The 21,096-nt window shown below is 56.8% G+C and carries 22 protein-coding genes and 3 pseudogenes; 18 read left to right on the forward strand and 7 right to left on the reverse strand.

All coding sequences use genetic code 11. From position 1 onward, the window contains the following. Positions 1-280: 280 nt before the first annotated feature. The 8 genes and pseudogenes from ACO2Q8_RS04770 to ACO2Q8_RS04805 all read left to right on the forward strand — a co-directional run. A pseudogene (locus ACO2Q8_RS04770) lies at positions 281-463 on the forward strand (FecR domain-containing protein); the annotation flags it as partial. A gap of 55 nt (positions 464-518) precedes the next feature. After that, positions 519-2,755 (forward strand): annotated as a pseudogene (locus ACO2Q8_RS04775) (TonB-dependent receptor plug domain-containing protein); the annotation flags it as partial. A 65-nt stretch (positions 2,756-2,820) separates the two neighbouring features. Then, complete coding sequence (locus tag ACO2Q8_RS04780; protein ID WP_423343640.1) at positions 2,821-3,126, forward strand: sigma factor; 306 nt, start codon at positions 2,821-2,823, stop codon at positions 3,124-3,126. After that, positions 3,036-3,260 (forward strand): annotated as a pseudogene (locus tag ACO2Q8_RS04785) (sigma-70 family RNA polymerase sigma factor); the annotation flags it as partial. The gene ACO2Q8_RS04780 and the pseudogene ACO2Q8_RS04785, both read left to right, overlap by 91 nt. 88 nt (positions 3,261-3,348) lie before the next feature. Beyond that, positions 3,349-4,266 carry a helix-turn-helix transcriptional regulator gene (locus ACO2Q8_RS04790; RefSeq protein WP_423343641.1) on the forward strand — a complete coding sequence of 306 codons (918 nt, stop codon included), beginning with the start codon at positions 3,349-3,351 and terminating at the stop codon, positions 4,264-4,266. An 80-nt stretch (positions 4,267-4,346) separates the two neighbouring features. Then, positions 4,347-4,817 (forward strand): hypothetical protein, encoded by a 471-nt coding sequence (locus ACO2Q8_RS04795; RefSeq protein WP_423343642.1) that lies wholly within the window; start codon positions 4,347-4,349, stop codon positions 4,815-4,817. Positions 4,818-4,829: 12 nt separating this feature from the next. Continuing rightward, a complete protein-coding gene (locus ACO2Q8_RS04800) occupies positions 4,830-5,165 on the forward strand; it encodes a DUF3817 domain-containing protein (protein WP_423343643.1) in 336 nt (111 codons plus the stop codon). Positions 5,166-5,203: 38 nt separating this feature from the next. Next, on the forward strand, positions 5,204-6,115 hold the full coding sequence (locus ACO2Q8_RS04805) for an ABC transporter ATP-binding protein (RefSeq protein ID WP_423343644.1): 912 nt from the start codon (positions 5,204-5,206) through the stop codon (positions 6,113-6,115). 27 nt (positions 6,116-6,142) lie between these two features. Here ACO2Q8_RS04805 and ACO2Q8_RS04810 read toward each other — a convergent pair whose 3' ends face one another. Continuing rightward, positions 6,143-6,700: an RNA polymerase sigma factor gene (locus ACO2Q8_RS04810; RefSeq protein WP_423343645.1), complete on the reverse strand. Its 558-nt coding sequence runs from the start codon at positions 6,698-6,700 to the stop codon at positions 6,143-6,145. A 186-nt stretch (positions 6,701-6,886) separates the two neighbouring features. Here ACO2Q8_RS04810 and ACO2Q8_RS04815 point away from each other — a divergent pair, with 186 nt between their 5' ends. From ACO2Q8_RS04815 to ACO2Q8_RS04825, 3 genes are read left to right on the forward strand one after another with little or no spacing between them, the layout of a single operon-like run. Beyond that, positions 6,887-7,981 (forward strand): FecR family protein, encoded by a 1,095-nt coding sequence (locus ACO2Q8_RS04815; protein WP_423343646.1) that lies wholly within the window; start codon positions 6,887-6,889, stop codon positions 7,979-7,981. Between the two features lie 48 nt (positions 7,982-8,029). Then, positions 8,030-11,611 (forward strand): SusC/RagA family TonB-linked outer membrane protein, encoded by a 3,582-nt coding sequence (locus tag ACO2Q8_RS04820; RefSeq protein WP_423343647.1) that lies wholly within the window; start codon positions 8,030-8,032, stop codon positions 11,609-11,611. Positions 11,612-11,630: 19 nt separating this feature from the next. Next, entirely contained in the window at positions 11,631-13,133 is a 1,503-nt protein-coding gene (locus ACO2Q8_RS04825; RefSeq protein ID WP_423343648.1) for a SusD/RagB family nutrient-binding outer membrane lipoprotein, read from the forward strand. A gap of 87 nt (positions 13,134-13,220) precedes the next feature. On the opposite strand, the gene ACO2Q8_RS04830 is transcribed toward ACO2Q8_RS04825, so the two are convergent. The 3 genes from ACO2Q8_RS04830 to ACO2Q8_RS04840 all read right to left on the reverse strand — a co-directional run bounded on the left by ACO2Q8_RS04830 (position 13,221) and on the right by ACO2Q8_RS04840 (position 15,741). After that, the gene (locus ACO2Q8_RS04830; protein WP_423343649.1) at positions 13,221-14,072 is read right to left on the reverse strand and encodes an aldo/keto reductase; all 852 of its coding nucleotides are present in this window, start codon (positions 14,070-14,072) and stop codon (positions 13,221-13,223) included. 110 nt (positions 14,073-14,182) lie between these two features. After that, the gene (locus ACO2Q8_RS04835; protein ID WP_423343650.1) at positions 14,183-15,178 is read right to left on the reverse strand and encodes an alpha/beta fold hydrolase; all 996 of its coding nucleotides are present in this window, start codon (positions 15,176-15,178) and stop codon (positions 14,183-14,185) included. Continuing rightward, positions 15,175-15,741 (reverse strand): hypothetical protein, encoded by a 567-nt coding sequence (locus tag ACO2Q8_RS04840; protein ID WP_423343651.1) that lies wholly within the window; start codon positions 15,739-15,741, stop codon positions 15,175-15,177. Before ACO2Q8_RS04840 ends, ACO2Q8_RS04835 begins: the two co-directional genes overlap by 4 nt. Positions 15,742-15,943: 202 nt before the next feature. Between ACO2Q8_RS04840 and ACO2Q8_RS04845 the strand changes: the two genes are divergently transcribed. Both ACO2Q8_RS04845 and ACO2Q8_RS04850 read left to right on the forward strand, forming a co-directional pair. After that, the gene (locus tag ACO2Q8_RS04845) at positions 15,944-16,591 is read left to right on the forward strand and encodes a flavin reductase family protein (protein WP_423343652.1); all 648 of its coding nucleotides are present in this window, start codon (positions 15,944-15,946) and stop codon (positions 16,589-16,591) included. Continuing rightward, positions 16,588-16,731 (forward strand): DUF2256 domain-containing protein, encoded by a 144-nt coding sequence (locus ACO2Q8_RS04850; RefSeq protein ID WP_423343653.1) that lies wholly within the window; start codon positions 16,588-16,590, stop codon positions 16,729-16,731. The genes ACO2Q8_RS04845 and ACO2Q8_RS04850 overlap by 4 nt, the downstream gene beginning before the upstream one ends. Positions 16,732-16,781: 50 nt before the next feature. Here the strand turns inward: ACO2Q8_RS04850 and ACO2Q8_RS04855 are convergent, their stop codons facing one another. From ACO2Q8_RS04855 to ACO2Q8_RS04865, 3 genes are all read right to left on the reverse strand, one after another. After that, positions 16,782-17,435: a DUF2306 domain-containing protein gene (locus tag ACO2Q8_RS04855; RefSeq protein ID WP_423343654.1), complete on the reverse strand. Its 654-nt coding sequence runs from the start codon at positions 17,433-17,435 to the stop codon at positions 16,782-16,784. 67 nt (positions 17,436-17,502) lie between these two features. After that, positions 17,503-17,901: a group III truncated hemoglobin gene (locus ACO2Q8_RS04860; protein WP_423343655.1), complete on the reverse strand. Its 399-nt coding sequence runs from the start codon at positions 17,899-17,901 to the stop codon at positions 17,503-17,505. A gap of 21 nt (positions 17,902-17,922) precedes the next feature. After that, positions 17,923-18,270, reverse strand: coding sequence for an ArsC family reductase (locus ACO2Q8_RS04865; protein ID WP_423343656.1), 348 nt, complete (start codon positions 18,268-18,270; stop codon positions 17,923-17,925). A gap of 97 nt (positions 18,271-18,367) precedes the next feature. Here ACO2Q8_RS04865 and ACO2Q8_RS04870 point away from each other — a divergent pair, with 97 nt between their 5' ends. From ACO2Q8_RS04870 to ACO2Q8_RS04890, 5 genes are all read left to right on the forward strand, one after another. Beyond that, positions 18,368-18,841: a PIN domain-containing protein gene (locus ACO2Q8_RS04870; RefSeq protein WP_423343657.1), complete on the forward strand. Its 474-nt coding sequence runs from the start codon at positions 18,368-18,370 to the stop codon at positions 18,839-18,841. Continuing rightward, positions 18,819-18,971 (forward strand): hypothetical protein, encoded by a 153-nt coding sequence (locus ACO2Q8_RS04875; RefSeq protein ID WP_423343658.1) that lies wholly within the window; start codon positions 18,819-18,821, stop codon positions 18,969-18,971. Before ACO2Q8_RS04870 ends, ACO2Q8_RS04875 begins: the two co-directional genes overlap by 23 nt. Positions 18,972-19,006: 35 nt before the next feature. Beyond that, the gene (locus tag ACO2Q8_RS04880) at positions 19,007-20,287 is read left to right on the forward strand and encodes an alpha/beta hydrolase family protein (protein WP_423343659.1); all 1,281 of its coding nucleotides are present in this window, start codon (positions 19,007-19,009) and stop codon (positions 20,285-20,287) included. A 63-nt stretch (positions 20,288-20,350) separates the two neighbouring features. After that, entirely contained in the window at positions 20,351-20,539 is a 189-nt protein-coding gene (locus ACO2Q8_RS04885) for a hypothetical protein (RefSeq protein WP_423343660.1), read from the forward strand. A gap of 41 nt (positions 20,540-20,580) precedes the next feature. Further along, on the forward strand, positions 20,581-21,057 hold the full coding sequence (locus ACO2Q8_RS04890) for a GyrI-like domain-containing protein (protein WP_423343661.1): 477 nt from the start codon (positions 20,581-20,583) through the stop codon (positions 21,055-21,057). Positions 21,058-21,096 lie beyond the last annotated feature (39 nt).

Here is a 21,096-nt window from a genome sequence, read left to right on the forward strand (position 1 = left end):
GATCAGAGAGGTTGCAAAGGTAGTGATTTTTGGGGCAGGTTGGAAATACCTTTTGGCTTGGTTAACTTTGACTTATTCGCCAATTCTTCGTCTAAGGAGTATGGAAGTCGAAATCAACAAACAGCAGCCCGTTTCGGGAGGGCCGGAAAACCGGTTGACGGCCACCGAATACCGCCATCTGGAGTTCGACGACAATGATCCTTACCTGTACGAACTCCTGGACGGAGAACTTGTGAGACGATCAGCCCCGGCCCCCAAACACCAGCGCCTGTCGCGCAACATGACCGTTGCCCTTCACCAGTACGTGCTGGAAAATAAGCTGGGCGAAGCGTTTTTCCAGGTCGCGCACAACCCGCAAAAACCGTTCGTGGTGCGGCTGACCACGGGTTCGGTACGGGTGTTGGGCACCTCCTTCAACATCAAATCGTATCCCGGCGACAGCACCGTTGAAACCGCCGTCGTCACCGGCAAAGTGGCTTTCATTCCAAACCGACCGAAAAAACCGGCCAACCCGGCCCGCCAGCCCCGACGTGGCCCTGCAGGGCCGGGCGGCCGGGGTGCAGATTACCCAGGCGGGTGGAACGCCGGGCGGGGCCGTGCGGATCAACGTGCGGGGGGCGCGTCGATCAACTCCAATTCGCAGCCGCTGATCGTGATCGACGGCGTGCCGGTTTTGAACTCCGCGTACGGCGTGGGCGGGGTGGCGATGAATCCCCTGGCCGAAATCAACCCCGACGATATTGAAAGCATGGAGGTGCTGAAAGATGCCTCGGCCTCGGTTTTGTACGGATCGCGGGCGGCCAACGGCGTCATTCTGATTACGACCAAAAAAGGCGGGAAAGGCAAACCGACTTTTGACGTCAGTTACCAGGAAGGCATCACGAACGAGACAAACCGCGTCGATTTTGTCGATAACGGGGCTGATTACCTGACGATTCTGAAACGGGCAGCCGCCCAAAACCGGCAGTCGGGCCTGGCACCGGCCTCGACCAACCTCGTGTCGCTGCTCCCCGCCGGTATTTTGCAGGGTTCATCGGCACCCATCGACAGCCGGTTGCTGGCCGATTCGGCGACGCTTTACCGGACATCGACCGACTGGCTTTCGCAGGTACTGCGCCAGGGCTCGTTCCGCGTCGCAACGGTGGGCATCAGCGCCGGGACTCAGAAGCTGTCGGTTTATGCCAGCGGGTCATACCGGAAAGAAAACGGCATCGTGATCGGGCAGTCGCAGGAACGGCTGAGCGGCCGGATCAACCTGAATTACAGCCCCATCCGGCAAATTCGCTTCGGCCTGAACACCTCGATCAACGGCATTGAAAACCGGACCATTCCGCGATTACCAGACTAACAAAAATGACATTCTGCAAACGCCGACGCTGTTTCCGACGGGGGTTGTCGGACGGGAGCAGAACGGCAACGGCCGGGCCGAAAACCGCGATGCCACCAGCTACACCTGGAACACCAACAACCTGATTACCTACACCCGCGACCTCTGGAAAGGCCACCGCCTGACGGCCATGCTCGGAAACAGTGTGCAGAGCCAGACCAACCGCTCGAACACCTACATTACCGAAAACGTCGCCCCCGAAGCCCGGGCTGGCATCGATACCGTGCGGGTCGTGAAGGTGGACGACAACCCAGCCTACCGGTTTTCGTCGTTTTTCGGGCGGCTCAACTACATCATCCGCGATAAGTATTTGTTCGAAGCCAGCTTCCGGACGGACGGCTCGTCACGCTTCGGCCCCGGCAGGCGCTGGGCGTCGTTTCCGGGCGTATCGGTGGGCTGGGTCCTGAGCGAAGAGCCGTTTCTGCGCGACAACCTGCGGGCGGTTAACTTCCTGAAAGTGCGGGCGTCGTACGGGTTGACCGGAAATGCCGAAATCGGTAACTTTTCGTGGCAGAAATCCTTCACCTACGTCGGCTACAACGCGGCCATTTACGGCGGGGTGCAGGGTGGTCAGTTCACGAATCCGGGTAACACGGACCTGAGCTGGGATTCGACGCCGGGCTGGATTTTACGCTGTTCAACAACCGAATCCGGGGTACGTTCGATTTTTACCACAAAGTTTCGGACGGCCTGTTGCTCGAATACAGCCTGGGGCCCCTGTTCGGTACGATCAACAACGTGATGACGATCAACCTCGGATCGGTCCGAAACCGGGGCGTCGAATTCAGCATTAGTACGCAAAACCTGACCCGACCCGGTTTCCGCTGGACGACGGACTTCAACATCGCCCGCAACCAAAACAAGGTGCTGTCGACCTATACCGCACCGTTTCTGAATTATCCGTATCAGTTCATTTCGGGAACGAACATTGCCGCCGTAGGCTCTCCGCTCGGCACGTACTACATGCCCCGTTTTGCCGGTTTTGATCCCGTCACGGGTAACGAACTCTTCTACGAGCGCGACCGGAACTAGTTTGCCATCAGCGGGCAAACCGTCGGGACGGGCAACCTCTGGGACGGCACGCCGGGCGCGTCGCTGCTGCAGACGGTTTACCAGCGGTCGGGCATCATGCCGACGACCAACTCGGCCACCCGCAGCGAAGTGATTTTTGAAATGGTTCACGTCACCGGACGCAATTCGCGCACCACCAACTCCGCCCCGCTACGAACCCATTACGTCCTGCAAGCCCCTTACACGGCGGCCCAACTCGCCAACGTCAACACGCTGAATTCGGGGCCGAACCTGCGCCTGAGCCAGCAGTTTAAAACGCTGGCGAACTTCGACCGGGCCAACGACCGGCGGCTCAGGATGACGACCGGCGCGCTTTTCGGTCCCTATTCGATGCCTTTTATCGGGATTTGCTTCGTTTTGCCTTGTACCTGGTCAAAAGCCGGGAGGAAGCCGAGGAGATTATTCAGGATGTGTTCGTCCGAATCTGGCAGCGTCGGCACCTGTTGCCTACCATCGACAACCTTCGCTCGTACCTGTTCACGGCCACCCGCAACCTTTGCCTGAATTACCTGCAAAAAAAGCACCGGCCGCTGACCGCTGATCGGGATGACGAACCGCCCCCGACCCGCCCGACGACAGCCGGGACCCCGAGCGGGTGTATCTTTCGCAGGAAGCCGAGGACATGGCCGAACAGGCCATTGAGCAGTTACCGGCGCAGTGTAAACTGATTTTCAGGATGGTGCGCGAGCAGGAGTTGAGCTACCGGGAAGTGGCCGACCTGCTCGCTATTTCACCTCGGACAGTCGAAACCCAGATTGGCATTGCCCTGAAGAAACTCGCGACTTTGCTGAAAAAATATTGAAGAGTACCGGTTTTAACTGAATTGACAAAACCGATTGCTGATCGCGCAAAACCGCTTACCTTTATGATTGATTTCTACCAAAACGATCATGAAGCTTCCCGGTTCGGAAATCCCGTTACTCAACACCGCCGACCTCTGGCAGCGGTACGTTCACGACCCGCAGACGCTGTCGGCCTCCTTTCGGGACAATCCGGAAGACTTTTTGATTACCCGGCTGGAGGACATCCGTTCGATCCTGAAACTGCCCACGCAGCCCCACCGCCGACAGGTCAACGAACTGGTGTTGGTCACGAAGGGAACGCTCACCCGAAGCTGCAACCTGAATCAGCTTACCATCGGTCCTGGTCACATCCACCTGCTGCTGGCAAATCAGATTGCGACAGTCGATACCGTCACGGACGACGTAAGTGGTTTTTATTGCCATTTCAGCCTGGAAACTATCATTCGGCTCTACCATAAAGAACACATGGTCAAGGAGTTGAGTCAGTTGAACGCGTTCATGCAACACGATTCTATTCACCTGGCCGACAAGGCTTTACCCGCCGTCCAAACGCTCTTTGAACGCCTGGTTGAGGAATACCGAACGAACAACGACCTCAGCCTGATCGATGCCTACCTGGTAACCCTATGCTACGAAATCCGGAACGCCATCCAGCCCGAAACCGGCTCCCGGACGGCCCCCGGGATGCCCTTCGAACTAACCGAACAGTTCAAGCGGCTGGTCCTTCAGTATTGCAGCCTGCACCCGCCCATGACGTTCTACGCCGATCACCTCGGCGTTTCACCGAATCACCTCAACAAGTCTGTGAAGCAGGCAACGGGCAAACCGGCCACCGCCCTCATCAACGATGTCCTGCTGCTCGAAGCCAAGGTGCTGCTGAAACACACCAACTATACCATTGGCGAAATTGCCCACCGGCTGGGCTTCGATGATCCGTCGTATTTCGGGCGGTTTTTCAAAAAAGTGTCCGGACAGACGCCCCTCGAATTTCGACGTGTTGATTGAAAAATACCAGAAATAACCTGATTCGTCCGAACAGGAGAGACGCCCAGACCAGAACTTTGCAGCGTAAATCGTAACGCATTATGACGCTGTATTCCGGGCTGCTGGCCCTGCATTCCTTCGTTCGCTGGCTGGTGGTAGTCGCCATCGTGCTGACCTTGCTCCGGAGTTTCCGGGGGTGGCTCCGCCAAAAACCGTATACCCGCGCCGATGCCGGACTTCGATCGGCCGCCACCTCGCTCACGCACCTGCAACTGCTGCTGGGATTCGGATTATATTTTAACAGCCCGATTGTCAGCTACTTCCGGCAGGATGTCCGACAGAACCTGCGCTACCCCGAACTGGCTTTTTTCGGTGTTTATCACATCAGCCTGATGGTGATTGCCGTGGTGGTGCTGACATTCGGATCGTCGCTCGGGAAACGGGCTGCCACGGATACGCTTAAACACCGCACTGTCGCGCTTTATTTCCTGGCCGGAACACTGCTGATTCTGATGGCGGTTCCCTGGCCGTTTTCACCCTTCGTCCAGCGGCCCTGGTTACGTGCTTTTTAACTTCCTGAAACTATGCAAACACCACTTACTCCCCGCATCCGCCGTCTGCGGCTGGTCGCCGTGCTGGAAGGCATTTCCTTTCTCGTGTTGATTGGCATTGCCATGCCCCTGAAATACATCTGGGGACAACCCTGGCTGGTGCAGAACATCGGCCTGATTCACGGCCTGTTGTTCATTCTGTACATCCTGAACGTCATTCAGGCCAAGCTCGAACTCGACTGGCCGAACGGCAAAACCGCCCTCGCGCTCGTGCTGTCGGTTATTCCGTTCGGCACGTTTTATGTAACGTCCCGGCTGTTACCCCAGTTAACAGACAAACCGCACCGGCCGGATGCGCAATCCGACTAATTGTTCTCTCTTCATTCAAGCCTATTTCATTACACGGTATGGTGCAGCGGCAAACTCCTCAACCGGTGGTTCAACTGATCGGGGTGAGCAAGTCATACGGTTGCGTCCCGGCGGTTCAGGCGCTGGATGTAACCATTTTCGAAGGGGAAATTGTGGCGCTGATCGGCCTCAACGGTTCCGGTAAAACAACGGCCTTGGCGCTGATGGCGGGGCTGCTTCGGCCCACGCAAGGTCAGGTTAGGCTGTTCGACCAGGAAGCATCGGCGTCTCAAAACCGGCGACGTGTGGGCCTGATGCCGCATACCAGGGCTGTTCCGGAATCTTTGCAGGTCGATGAGTGGATCGACTTCTGTTCGCAGCGCTACGATGACCCGCTGCCCCCTTCCTTTGTGGCCGATGTAGCGGATTTATCAGACTTCCAGTCCGCCCCACTTGCCACGCTCTCAAACGGGCAACGCCGTCGGCTGGCGTTTGGGCTGGCCCTTTGCGGCATCCCGGATTTGCTGTTGCTCGACGAACCGGCGACCGGCCTGGATGCGGTCGGGCGGACGGTTTTGGCCCAACAAATCCGGCACTTCGCCCAAACGGGCCGCACGGTGGTCCTGACGACCCACGATCTGACCGAAGCGGAGGCCCTGGCCAACCGGATTCTGGTGCTACACCACGGCTGTCTGCTAGCCGACGCGACTCCCGCGCAACTCCGGCAACAAGCTGGCGGTTCGCGGATTCGGTGCCGAACATCGCTCGATTTGGACTGGCTTCGGCAACTTCCGAGCGTGACCGATGTTTGCCGCGAAGAAGCTTTTGTCTACATCCATACGCCAACCCCCGAATCCGTTCTGCGGCTTCTTTTTCAGTATGACGAACAACTTTCGGACCTGGCGGTCAGCCGGGGCGGTTTAGACGATGCCGTCAGGCAGTTAATTCATACGACCTCTGTTGTCATCTGACGGCTATCTCTCCGCAAGCCCGCTGTGTCACAACAGCAAACCGTGCCAGCCATCGCGGAGTTTGTTGACGGCCCGGTGCAGCAGGTTGGCGACCGACTGGTAACTGAGGCCCATCACTTCCGCAATCTTGTCATTGGGCAGGGCCGCAAAGAATTTCAGATGAATGGCTTCCTGCTGCCGCTCCGTCAGGGTTTGCAACAGGGTGTCCAGGCGGCTGCGCTGGTAGGCCGATAGTTCCGTCCGGATCAATTCTTCCTCGAAACTTTCGGTGTACTCATGCTCGAAAAAACCGTCGTCCAGGGATTCCGTCCCCCCCCGGCGCAGGGCGTCCCGGTACAATTTCCGGCGTAAGGATTTGAACAGGTAGACCCGCACATACTCGGTTTGCACGATGTTCCGGCGGTAGGCCCAGAGTTCAACAAACAAATCCTGAATTCCGTCTTTGAGCAAATCGGCGTCGCGCGTAAACTTCAGCCCGTAGTGATATAGCGGCCGGTAAAACCGCCGGATCAATTCTTCAAAAGCCGACTCATCGCCCTGGCGAACCTGCTCCCACAAGTCCGGGTCCGGTACAGTTTTTTTCATACGAACAGCGCGTTAGGCATACGGTGGTTCAGGGTAACGGGGCAAGCAAACCGCCTGAACTACAAAGTAGTGCATTATTTATAAACCGTATTGTGGCCATCGGCAAAAAATTTCCCAAGTCGGTGGGTATGAACCCCAAAAACCGTCCTATCTCCTGATAACCACGCCGGGACTGATTCGACCATCATGCAGCCGTACCAGACTTACAAAGCCGAAGATTTTCTGACCGACGATTCGTTCATCGCCTGGGTGTATGGGCGCGATCCGGCGGCTGTTGCGTTCTGGTCCGGGTGGATGGCCGAGGCCCACCCAAACCGGGGCGAAGCCCTGCTGGCCAAAGACATGCTGGAAGCCCTCGACCTGCCCGAAACTGAAATAACCGAAGCCACCCTGACGCACGAAACCGGCCAGATTCTGGGCCGAATCCGGCAGGAACCTACCCGGCGACCGATGCCGGTTTTTCGGCGGTTCTGGCCTTTGGCGGCTGCGGTCGTGTTTCTGCTCGGAGCCAGTTGGCTGGTCTGGCGGATGGCCAACCGAACGCCCTTGCTCGCCGACCTCCTGCCCGTTGCCCGCCCCCGCGAGGGCGTGGTGGAACAGGCCAACCGTACCGATAAACCGGTGCTGGTGAGCTTGCCCGACGGCAGCACGGTTCGGCTCCAGCCCAACAGCCGGATTCAGCATGTGGCCGGGTTCGGGCAGCGCGTCCGGGCCGTCATTCTGACCGGCGAAGCGTTTTTCGAGGTCGTTCCGAATCCGAAAGTACCGTTTCTGGTCTACGCCCGTGATGTAGTAACGCGCGTGGTAGGCACCAGTTTCACGATCAAAGCTTTCGAAGAAAATCCGCAGGTGACGGTGGCCGTCCGAACGGGGCGCGTGACGGTTTATTCCCGGAAAGAACTGGAACAACAGCGCAACGTCGAAAAACCGGAGGTGTCGGGCGTGGTGCTGACGCCGAATCAGCAGGTCATTTTCAACGCCCGCGAAGCCATGTTCCGGAAAGAACTGGTCGAAAAACCGGTGCCGGTAGTTCCGGCGTCAAAACCGGTTTCCTTTGAATTTGACGACGTACCCGTGGCCGAAGTCTTCCGGCGCATTGAGGAAACGTACGAAATCGACATTGTCTACAACGAATCGCTGCTGCAACACTGCACCCTCACGGCCTCGCTGACCGGCTTGACGCTCTACGAACAACTGCGTCTGATCAGCAAATCGCTTGAAGGTTCCTACGAAGTAACCGACGGCAAAATCCTCATCCTGGCGACCGGATGCGGCCCGTAACCTTCTCTTCTGTATTCTCAAGTATGCGACACCTTTATTGAACAAACCATGAAAAACCGACTACCAACCCAACCCCTTGTCTTCTACCTTCGCCGAATGGCGGTCCTGCTGCTGGTGCTGCTCAGCCAGGCCGGTTTCGCTTCCCACGGCTTAGCGCCCGTGGTGGACCAGGCGCAGGAACTGCTGAATCAGCGCATCAGTCTGCAACTAAAAAATAAATCGCTGAAAGAGGTGTTGAGCACCATTGAAAAACAGACCCAGGTCAAGTTTATCTATGTGCCGCAGAACATCCGGGCCGACCGCGACATTTCGGTTCAGGCCACCAACGAAGCCCTGGCCGGGGTGTTGGAGCGGGTCTTTACGCCCCTGGGCATCACGTACGAAGTGGCCGAAAACCGCATCATCCTGACCAAAGGCAAAACCAGCGAGTTGCTGCCCGCTCAGAGCCAGCTTCTCGACCAGGCGGTTTCGGGCACCGTCACCGACGACAAGGGCGAAGGACTGCCGGGCGTGAGCATCACCGTGAAAGGCACCACGCAGGGCACCACCACCGATGCCCAGGGCGGTTTTCGGTTGAACGTAGCCGACGGGAATGCCGTGCTGGTGTTCAGCTTTGTGGGCTATGCCAAACAGGAAATCACGGTCGGCACGCAGAGTGTAATCAACGTCCGGCTGCTGCCCGGCGATCAGACGCTGAACGAAGTGGTCGTCACGGCATTAGGGATCAAGCGGGAAAAGAAAGCGCTGACCTACGCGGCCGGGGAAATCAAAGGAACCGATCTGGCGCAGGCCAACGTCACGAACCTCGGAACCGCCCTGTCGGGCAAAGTGGCCGGGGTGCAGGTGACCTCGTCGGCGGGGGGCGCCACGGGATCATCGCGGATCGTGATTCGCGGAAACTCCTCACTATCCGGCAATTCACAGCCGTTGTACGTCATCGACGGCGTTCCGATCGACAACTCCAACCGCCGGGCCATCAGCTCGTTTCAGTTGCAGGGCGGTCTGGACGGCGGTGACGGCATTTCGAACATCAACCCGAACGACATCGAATCAATGACCATCCTGAAAGGCCCCAACGGCGCGGCTTTGTACGGCCAACTGGGTGCCAATGGGGTAGTGATCATCACGACCAAATCGGGTCGGCGCAACCGGCGGCCGACGATTCAGTACAACGGCAGCTATTCGGTCGGCAACGCGCTCGTCAAACCGGATTACCAGAACGAATACGGCCAGGGCTACAACGGCCAGTTTACGTTTTACCGGCAGGCCAACGGCTCGGTGGTGGCCTACAATCCCTCCCTCACCGGCGGAATTCCCAAACTGAGCGGGGGCCGCAACCCCACGACGCGCGGAAGCTGGGGGCCGAAAATGCAGGGCCAGACCGTAGAAGACATGTGGGGCGACACGGTGAGCTATTCGCCCATCGCCGATCCGTACAAGGAATTCTTCCAACCTGAAAAACAGGCCATTAACACCGTCAGCGTCGATGGCGGGGGCGAGAAAGTCAATTACTACTTTTCGCTGACCAACCTGAACAACAACGGTTTTGTGCCGACCAACAAACTGAACCGCAACTCGGTGACGGTCAAGCTGTCGGCGGATATTGCCAAAGGACTGAACCTGGACACCAAGATTAACTACATCAACCAGAAAGTCAACAACCGGCCGTACGTGGGCGACGATGGCATGAACCCGGTGTACCGGTTTTTGTACATTCCGCGCAGCCTGAGCATGGACGGTCTGAAACGGTACGAGTATTCGGCCAAAGACATCCAGTATTCCCGGGATCTGGGCGGCAACGGTTTTTTTGTCGGGGGTGAAAAGATTTTTGAAAGTAACTCGGTGACGTCCAACCCATTCTGGACCATCAACAACACCCGCAACGAAGACACCCGCGACCGGATCATTGCCTACGCCAAGCTAAACTACGAACTCGCGAAAGGCATCAACGTGCAGCTTCGCTACGGCTCGGATTTGTACTACGAACGGCAGTTTGGCTGGAAAGCCGTCGGGACACGGACCTCGCAAACCGGCGAAGTCTTTGAAAACGTGGAGTTTAACAAAACCGAGAACGTCGATGCGTTATTGATGATCAACCGGGAACTGGGCGATTTTTCCGTGAGTGCCAACTTCGGAGCCAACCACCTGAGCAGCCGTTACCGGATCACCGGGAACGCCGGGACGCAACTAAGCATTCCGGGCCTGTACGCCATTGGTCGCACGGTGCTGAACACGCCCCGGCTGGGCGTGGCCGAATCGGTCATCAACTCGGTGTTCGGGCAGGCCAGCATCGGTTTCCGCGACTATCTGTTCCTCGACGTATCGGCCCGGAACGACTGGTCGTCGACGCTGCCGATCACGAACAGTTCGTACTTCTACCCATCGGTGGGTTTGAGCTGGGCCGTGACGGACGCCATTCCGCTGAATGTCCCGGCGCTGGACTACCTGAAAATCCGGGCCTCGTACGCGCAGGCCGGTCGCTCGGGTGATCCGTACTCGACGCTGGGGTATTACAACCTGAATGCCAACACGTTCCTGAACCAGCCGTTGGCCACGTACACCAGCACGGTGGTGGACCCGAACCTGAAAAACGAGCTAAAAACGTCGTACGAAGCGGGAGCCGAACTCCGGTTTTTCAAAAACCGCCTGAACCTGGACTTCACGTACTACCATTCCGTCACGAGCAACCAGATTCTACCGATTGTTATCTCGCAATCAACGGGTTACAGCAGCAAACTGACCAATGCGGGCCGGATCGAAAACCAGGGTGTCGAGTTGTTGATCGGTGGTACGCCCGTCAAGCTCAGCAACGGGTTTAGCTGGGATGCGAGCTTCAACTTCTCGGTCAACCGCAACAAGGTGCTCGAACTGATCGACGGCGTGAACGAAATCGTGGTCGGTTCCGACCGCAACATCCGGGTGGTGGCTGCCCCGGGTGAACCTTACGGCCAGTTGAAAGCCGCCGATTATGCCTGGCTGAAAGACGCCAACGGCAACCGCCTGATCGACGACAAAGGCCTGCCCATTGTCCAGAGCATCGGAACCGTCGCCATCGGCAACGCCACACCGAAATGGATCGGCGGATTGACCAACAGCTTCTCCTACAAAGGCTTATCGCTGAGTTCGCTGCTCGATATCCGGCGGGGCGGTCAGATTTTCTCGCAGGGCCGGGTGCAGGAAGCCGCCTACGGAACCTCGAAACGGACGCTGGAAGGCCGCGAAGGCGGGTTGATTGCCGCCGGGGTGAAAGCCCGTCGGGAAGGCAACCAGTGGATCAGCACCGGCCAGCCCAACGACATTCCGGTGACGGCCCAGGCCTACTGGAACCGGGTGGCCTCGGACAAAGGCTTTGCCGTGGCCGAAGAGTTTCTGTACGACGCCAGTTACATCGCGATCCGGGAAGTGCGGCTGGCGTACCAGCTTCCGTCTACGATTCTGAAAAACAACAAAGTAGTCCGGAGCGCGTCGATTGCCCTTTACGGACGGAATCTGGGGTACATCGAACGGCATACCGACGGTTTTTCGCCCGAAAATTCGTCGATCAACGTCAACTCTGGCACGATGGGCATGGAGCAGCACTCGCTGCCGCTGATGCGCACCGTCGGTGTCGACCTGAACCTGAGCTTCTGACCCTAACTGACTTGACATCATGAAACGTTTATCAAAACAAATACTCCTTCCGGTTCTGGGCTTGCTCGTTACGGCCTCGGCCTGTACCAATGATTTTGAGGAATTGAACACCTCGCCCACCCAGCCCCGCAGCGTTCCGGCGGAATACCTGTACTCACAAGCCCAACTCAACGGTTTTCTGGCCGATGGCACCAACTGGTGGCAGGTGGGTTCGTGGGTGCAGCACTGGGCCAGCGGCTCGCTCTCGGCCCCCTCGCAATACCTCGAAGATCGCGACCTCTACGAAACCGGCAACTGGGCGACGCATTACGAACTGATCAAAAACCTGGCGCAAATCCGGAACCAGATTCTGAAAGGACAGGAAGCCACGCCCAACGGCCGGACGAAACTGGCGATTGCCAAAATCACGGAAATCTATTTCTGGCAACGCATGACCGACTTTTGGGGCGACATCCCGTACACTCAGGCCGGTTTGCCCGACGACAACCTGGTTCTGCTGCCGAAATATGACAAACAGGAAGACATCTACAAATCGCTGATTGCGGACCTGGACGCAGCCATCGGTCAACTGACGGCCGCCGACGTATCATACGGCAACGCGGATTTTGTTTACAAAGGTGACGTGACGAAATGGCGCAGGCTGGGCAATTCGCTGAAACTCCGGCTCGGAATGCGGCTGCGGTTTGCCGACCCGGCCCTGGCCCGCAAAACCGTCGAGGAAGCCCTGAAAGCCCCGCTGATTGAAAGCAATGCCGACAACGGCGCAATGCCGACCGTGACCCAGGATGGCAACCCGTTTGGGTATCACCCGATTATCGCGGGCTACAACAGCAGCAAGGAACTGAACCAACTCGCGGCCCCGCTGATCGACGTGCTGCTGGCGAAAAACGACCCCCGGCTGCCCCGCATTGCCGAACCGACCGAAAACTCGAAAAAAGCCGGGAAACCGGTGTACCGCGGGCTGGGCGTCGCGCTGGGCGGCAGCGTGATTATCAACCGCGACGATTATTCGTACGGCACCATTTCGATTTACAACGACCGGAAAGCGACTTTCCCGTACGTGTTTCTGGCCTATTCCGACAACTGCTTTTTCAAGGCCGAAGCGGCTTTGCTCGGCTGGGGTGGTCTGACGCCCGCCCAGGCTGAGGGTTTCTACCAGGCTGGTATCCGGGCCACCATGCAAATCCAGCCGTATTCGATTTCAGAAACAGCAATCACCGAATACCTCGCCCGGGAAGGCAAACTAACCGGCACGCCCGAACAGCAACTGGAGCAGATCATGACGCAGAAATGGCTCAGCCTCTTCATGCGGCATTACGAAGCCTACGCCGAATGGCGCCGGACGGGCTATCCGAAACTGACGCCCGGCCCGAATCCCGGCACCACCAACGGCCAGATACCGCGCCGGGGCGTGTATTCCAGCACCGAACGACTGCGGAATGTTGCCAGTTACAACGAAGCGTCTTCAAGACTCGCTAACGGCGACACCTACCTGAGCAAGGTTTGGTGGGATAAACGGTGAGGGAATATCAAATGTAAAATGTCGAATGTAAAAGTGATTGCGCGAGACAACTTTTACATTCGACATTTTACATTTGATATTTTTTTCTTACGCTTTCGCCAGCGCGGCAAAGTCTTCGTCCGACAACTCGATCTTGTCGGCGGCCAGGTTCTCGTTCAGGTGCGTCAGCGAGCTTGTTCCCGGAATCAGCAGGATGTTCGGCGCGCGTTTCAGCAACCAGGCCAGCGCAATCTGGGCGGTGGTTGCCTGGTGCTTGCTGGCGATGGCCTGAATTTTACTCGCCAGTTTGTCGGGGCCGGATGCCAGCGGGTACCACGGAATGAACGCCATGCCGCGTTGAACCGTATAATCCAGCACGTCTTCCCACCGCCGGTTGCCGAGGTTGTACAGGTTTTGAACCGAAACAATCGGCAGCACTTTTTCAGCCCGCTCGATGTCTTCAATACCCACTTCCGACAGCCCGACGTGCCGGATTTTACCCACCTGAATGGCTTCGACCACCGGCGCGAGGGTTTCCTCCACCGGCACCTTTGGGTCGAACCGGTGCAGTTGCCAGAGGTCAATGCGGTCCACCTTCAGGCGTTGCAGGCTTCCCTCGATGGCTTCCCGAATGTGCTCGGGCCGTCCGTTCGGAATCCATTGATTCGGTCCTGTCCGATCAAAACCGCCTTTGGTGGCAATGATCAGGCCGTTGGGGTACGGATGCAGGGCGTCGGCAATCAGAACTTCGTTGGTGTGCGGGCCGTACGAATCGGCGGTATCGATAAAATTGACGCCGGATTCCACGGCGGTTTGCAGCACCTTTTTCGCCGTTTCGCGGTCGGGCGCATCGCCCCAAACACCCGGCCCGGTCAGTTGCATGCCGCCGTAGCCCAGCCGGTTGATTTCCAGTTCCCCGCCGATGGTGAACGTCAGCGCGGTTTGTGTTGTGTTGCTCATCCTGTGTGGTTCTTTTGAATTAGCTACAACACCCAAAAACCGGTTTTTCGGTTCCGCACCCGGCTAAAAATTACGCTGTGGCCTTTAGAACCCCGAGACTCTTTACCATATTACTTTACAAACTTCAGCACTTCGGCGACAAACCGGTCGGTTTCCGAAATGAACGGCTCGTGGTATGATTCTTCAAACGTCACGAACGATTTTGGCGCATTAACCAATAGCTCCCGGGTTTCGTAGCCAATTTCAATCGGCACCACCCCATCTTTCTGCCCCCAGAACAAAGCCACCGGAATGCGAACGGTTTTCAGTTGGTCGCTCTTTTCGTACCGCTGAATTTCGTAATCGCCGTATTCTGTATAGGCTTTCGGGTGCGAAAACTGCGCCAGGGCGGTATTCGGTGATGCGAACAAATAATTGATAACAAATGCCTTGTCGTCATAAATCGAAACCGGATTGCCGCCCAGGTCGAGCATGCGCTTGTAGAGTTCGGGCCACTCGTAGGTCGCCAGGTTCTCGCGGGTTACCGGGTGGGCTTCGACGTATTTTTCAATGTCGGGCTTATTTTGCTGCCGGGCTTCGCGCAGCACCCACTCGCGCATCTGCACTAGCCAGCGGTAGGTCGAGAACGTGCCGTTGACGGCCATCAGGCCGCTCACCAGCTTCTGGTTGTCGTGGGTGGTCAGAAACTGCCAGGCCAGCTCGACGCCAAAACTGTGGGCCAACAGGTAGATCTGCGCGTTCGGATACTGTTCTTTCAGCAGTTTGACGACGTAATACGCATCCTCCCCAAATTGCTGATAGGTAAGCGTTTTGACATCCACCTTACCCGACGATGACCCGGCAATTCGCTGGTCCCAGTAAGCCACGGCCACGTCGTTTTCCAGGTTTTTGAGGTAATGTCGGTAACACATGGCGCAGTCGCCGGGGCCTCCGTGCAGAAACAGCACGAGTTTGTTGGAAGCCAGATTACCGCGTACCCAAATGGGCATGTCAGCGCCTTTGTGCCGCAGAAATAACGTTCGATCAGTAGTACCGGGATCGTCTTTTTCGCAGGAAACGAGCGTGAGAGCGAACAGAAAAAGGAGGTATGGATAAAGCGTTTTCATCGGTTTTTCAGGGGTTTACGGATACCACATTCGATGGCGAAGCGATAGAAATGGGAGGCATTGTAAGGCCGTTGCTGCATCACATTCAGCCGGGCATACCAGGCCAGCGGGACGTTTCGCCGAGCGGATAAATCCCGGCCATACCCTACAGAAAGCGTGGGCAAATAAGCGCCCCGACCGGCCATCTTCACCCGCCGGAACGAGCCATCTTCGGCCACTTCGAACGTCTGCCCCGCCAGAAAATACCGGAAGTAGGAATTGGAAAGGCTCACTTCGAACACGTTGCCCCGCTGGCTGGTCCGCTGGTAGGCCAGTTCGGGCGAGAGGATGACGCCAACGTGGTTGCGCGGGTGGTTATAAATGGCCAGACCGGGCGTAAACAGAAATTCTTTGCGGGCCGAATTACTGGCTTTGATCCGGGAAATGATCGGATATTCGTACGCGATCTTTGCCCCGTAATGGGTAATCGTTTCGCCGAAATACGCCACCCGCAGGCTCTGGCCCCGGGCCGTCAGCGCGCTCATCGCCAGCAACGTGGTCATCAGGTATGCAATCAGTTTCATTGTATGTTGTTGTTTATCAGTGCAAAGTTCCTGAAATCGTCTTTAACGCGGGATGGCAGGAGACGTTAAAAAACCGGCAAAACACGACAAAAACCGCCGTTACCTCTAACCTTTTCCATCAACAGGCTGTTAACGGAAAGTTTTGAACCAAACAATCACCCGAAACCCCACCGGAGGGTGGCAAACGTAACCATCCAATACAATGTACTTAACCAGTAAAGACCTTGAAAACACTGAGCGGCTCCGGCGGCTCAACCTCATCAACTCCGTAACCGGCATCAAACCGGCCAACCTCATCGGCACGGTATCGAACCAGCAGCAGACCAACCTGGCTATTTTCAGTTCCGTGGTGCATCTGGGCAGCAATCCAGCCCTGCTGGGCTTCGTCCTGCGCCCCGACCGCGACGCGGGCCAGCACACCTACGAAAACATTCGGGAAAGCGGTTTTTACACGATCAACCACGTCCATGACGGTTTTATCGAGCAGGCGCATTACACCTCGGCTAAATTCAAACGGGAGGAATCGGAATTTGAACAATGCCGGTTTACGGAAGAATACCTGTTCGACTTTACGGCGCCGTTCGTCAAAGAAAGTCGGCTCAAACTGGGCATGAAATTTTTGCAGGCCCTCCCGATTGAATTGAACGGCACGCTGCTGGTAATCGGTCAGGTGGAGCATGTGGTGGTGCCCGACGAAGCCGTCGATGAGCAAGGTCACATCGACCTGAGTGCGGTGAACGATGTCGGCATTTCGGGCCTCAACAGCTATTACAAGCTGGAAAAACTGGCCCAGTTTCCCTACGCCCGCCCGCAGACGATGCCCGATTTTTCCGCGAAAACCGACGCATGAAAAAACCGCATTTGCCCACCAAAACCTGTGTCGTGTGTCAAAAACCGTTTACCTGGCGGAAGAAATGGGAGAAAGTATGGGACGAGGTGAAGTATTGCAGCGAGCGGTGTCGCCGAGACAAAACCGGTGTTCCGGGTTGAAGCGGTTCTTACCCCCAACCCTCTAAAGGGGGCTTAAACATCCGGATTGACTAAGCCCCCTTTAGAGGGTTGGGGGTAAGAGCCACCTCGGCACGGTTCCGTTTAACCAGCCACCATTCCACCACCAGCAGGTTCGGAATCCAGCACAACCAAGCGACGATGGGATAGGCCGTCGAAAAAGGCATTTGCAAAACCGCCAGTTCAAAGGGCAGAATGATGCGCAGGGTGACGGCGGCTAAGGTGGCGGCATAGCTGCGGTACATCCAGGCCTGATGGCTACGGACTTGCCCGCACCGGATGGCCCGGTAAGCTTGGAACGTGGTGTAAAACCAGGCTACGGCCAGGCTCATGAACCCCGTAGCCGCCACCCAGCCCGTGCTCGAAAACCAGGCCGCGCCAAAGGCCGCTACACTGCCCACCAGAATGCTGACTACGTAGAGTTTACCCAGCGTGTGGTGCAATCTGACCCGGCGCTGGCGGAGTTTTTTGGAAAACTGAAACGGCCCCAGTCCGAGTGCGATGGCTCCCAGGGCCACGTGCGTGAAGAAAACCGCCCGCCAGAATCCGTTGTCCAGCGGTTTGTCGCGGAGAAAACCGGGGGTATAGTTCGGGAGAAAGTACGTCAGCGCATACACCGCAACGACATAGATGAGGAAGTAACCTACCCCGGTGCCAACCCGGCGCAGAAGCGTTTTTGCGGCCATAGCATGTTTTAAATCACCAGAAAGGTACCGAAAAACCGGGGGTTCGGCAAAATCAGCGCAAGCGTCATCAGCCCATGTCCGAGTCGTTGTTGATGTACTCCAGTTTGTTGTTCCAGACCAGGGCAATCTGCGTAGCCCGCTGGCGGACCAACTCGGCATTTTTGCCTTCGAAGTGTTCGGCCAGCGTGGCCGTGAATAGTTGCAGCCACCGCTCAAAATGGTCGAGGGTCAGCGTATGCTGCTGATTGACGATCAAATGCGGCCGGAACGGGTGGCCCTGGTAGGCGTTGTTACCCAGAATGATGTTCTCCCAGAAGGCGTACATCTTGGGCAGGTGTTGGGCCCAGTCGACCCGGGCAACGTCGGTAAAAACCGGGCCGATCAGGTCGTCGGCCCGAACTTTATCATAAAACGAATCCACCAAAAACCGGATGGCTTCCGGCGAATCCAGCGTGCGTTTGCTCATACCGGTTTTCAATCCATATGCTCAGTGGGAGAACACCGTTTGGTAGTCATCCGGTTTAAATCCGAGCGCAATTATTTTCCCCTCGCTTTCGATCAGCGGTCGCCGAATCACCGACGGGTTGGCCAGCATGAGGGCGATGGCGTCGTCGGTCTGCGTGGGCCGGTCGGTTTCGGGCAGTTGCCGCCAGGTGGTTCCGGCGCGGTTGACAAGGTCTTCCCAAGGTTTTTGGGTCAGCCAGCGCTCGATCGTGGGCCGGTCAATGCCCTGTTTTTTGTAATCATGAAACTGGTAGTCAACACCGTTGGCCGCCAGCCAGACGCGGGCTTTTTTGACGGTATCGCAATTGGGGATGGCGTAAAGCGTGTACATCGCAGGGATTTTTCGGGATGCTAAAGTACGGGATTTATCGCAACGATTACCCCTCGGCAGGGTTAACAAACCATCGTACTTTTCCTAAGTTTGTATCATGAAACAACGCTTTTACTTTGACACCTCGGTTTTTGGCGGTGTTTACGATAGTGAATTTGACGAACTTTCTCTCCAACTTTTTGAAAAAGTGCGGTTGGGAGCCATTACCTGCATGTATTCAGACTTAACCTTGGGTGAGCTTCACTACGCTCCTCAGCGAGTTCAGGATTTCATAAAAACCTTACCAACTGACCACCTGGAATTTGTTCACATATCGGATGAAAGTCTGGGGCTGGCGAGACAGTACATTGCTGAAAAAGTGGTGGGTGAGACTAGTTTCGATGATTGTATTCACATAGCTCTGGCTACTATCCACAAAGCCGATTTGCTGGTTAGCTGGAACTTCAAACACATCGTGAACATTTATCGGATACGCGGCTATAATTCGGTAAATTTACGTCAGGGCTATTCAACGCTGGAAATACGTTCTCCTAAAGATATTGTGGATTATGAAGACGAAACAGAAAGCTAACGAGAAAGAATTCGACACGGTTAAAACCTTTCGAGCCATCAAAGAAAAGATCTCCAAAGACATTGCCGGTATGACATTGCCGCAAATTCAGGCGTATTTACGAGAAAAGGAAAACCGCCTTTCCAAGTAATCACTTACTCCTGACCAACTTCTGCGCCTATTCCCTTGAAAACCGTCCTGACCTTTTTTTTCGTAGCCATCGCCTTTCTGGCTCAGGCCCAATCCACTGCTGACACCTTTCTCCCCGGCGACCCGCTGCCCGACGCCCCCGAGCTGGCTCCCCGGGGCTCGTTTGCCGTGGGGGTGCGAACGCTGAAAGTGGTCCACACGGGCCAGCTTGATGTGTTGCACACCAAAGACGGGAAAAGTCCGCTGTACGACCGGCCGCTGACGCTGGAAATCTGGTATCCGGCCCAGGTTCCGGCCAGCCAGCTGCAACTCGTCACCTACGAGGAAGTACTCGGCCGCGCCAACGACCCCAAACGGCCGCTGGTGCCGTTTACGTTCGGGGGCCGCGCCCGGCGCGATGCCGAACCCGACCGCCGGGAGGGTGCCTATCCGCTCGTCATCGTGTCGCACGGCTACCCCGGCTCGCGGCTGCTGCTGACTTACCTGACCGAGAATCTGGCGTCGAAAGGCTACGTGGTGGTGGCGATTGATCATACCGAATCGACCTACCGCGACCTGGGCGGTTTTCCGAGCACCCTGCTCAACCGCTCGCTCGACGACCTGTTTGTGTTGAATGAAATCACCCGGCTGAGCGCCAAAACCGCGAAAAGCTTCCTGGCGGGGCTGGTCAATACGGACAAAACCGGTCTGATCGGTTACTCGATGGGCGGTTACGGGGCGCTCAACGTGGTGGGTGCCGGTTACAGCGCCCAGGCCGTCCAGTTTTTTAGCCAGTTGACCAACGGCAGCACGGCCCTGCAAGCCCGGACCACCAGCGCACCCGACTACAAAGCTTCGCAGGACCCGCGCATTAAAGCCGTGGTAGCCTTCGCGCCCTGGGGCATGGAACGGGGCGTCTGGGACGCCGACGGACTCCGGGGCCTGACCCGCCCACTGCTGTTCGTGGCGGGGAGCAAAGACGATATTTCGGGCTACGAAAAAGGCATTAAAGCCATTTACGACGGGGCCGTCAACGCCGACCGGTATTTGCTGACCTACATCAACGCCCGGCACAACGTGGCTCCGAACCCGCCCCCGGCCGCCACCCTGAAACCCGGTTTTCCGGATGACTACCAGCACTTTGCCGAACCCGCCTGGAACGAACGCCGGATCAACAACATCAACCAGCATTTCGTCACGGCTTTTCTGGGCATTCACCTGAAAGGGCTGGACTACGGAAAGTACCTGGATGTACCGGAGAACGCCAACGACGCGCCCTGGACCGGTTTCAAACCCCGCTCGTCGGTGGGGCTGGAAATGCGCCACGCCCGGCCGTAAGCTATTTCGTTCAAAGAACAGCCGTTCGCAGAATTCTCGTATCTTTAGTAAAAAATATACCCTATGTTAATTGAGCGAACTCCAAACGAGGTCATCATTCGCCTGCCCGCTTCGGTCGATGTCACGGGGTTACAGCGACTGGTAGACTATTTAACGTATACAGCGTCTGCCTCGAAAGCCACTCAGGAGCAAGTAGACGAATTAGCCATAGAGGTCAAAAAAGGCTGGTGGGAACAAAAACGCAAACGGTGACAAACTCGCCAGGTCATAAGGACTCACCCTTGCCAAACCGCATGACACCCCGCCTTGAAACGCTACCTGAAACGAAACTGGTTGGCCAACACCTTCGGATGTCGCTGGCCAACGACCGAACCGGCGAACTGTGGCGCAACTTCATGCCCCGCCGGAAAGAGATTCCCAACCCGGTGACGCGCGATTTGATCTCGTTGCAGGTCTACGACCAACCGCTGACCTACGCCGATTTCGGCCCGACGACCGGGTTTGAAAAATGGGCGCTGGTGGAAGTGGGTGATTTTGAAACAATTCCTGACGGCATGGAAGCCTTCACGCTGCCCCGCGGGTTATATGCGGTTTTTCACTACCAGGGTTTAGCTAATGCGTTTGCCGCAACCTTCCACTACATTTTCGGCACCTGGCTCCCGAACTCGGCGTACGCTCTCGACCACCGCCCGCATTTTGAGGTCCTGGGCGAGAAGTACAAAAACAACGATCCGAGCTCGGAAGAAGAGATTTGGGTGCCGGTGAAGTAAATTAATCCGCTAAGTGTTGGGCCCGTCCCTCCGAATGGT

It is taken from the genome of Larkinella sp. VNQ87 (assembly GCF_049445795.1).
GTDB lineage: Bacteria > Bacteroidota > Bacteroidia > Cytophagales > Spirosomataceae > Larkinella.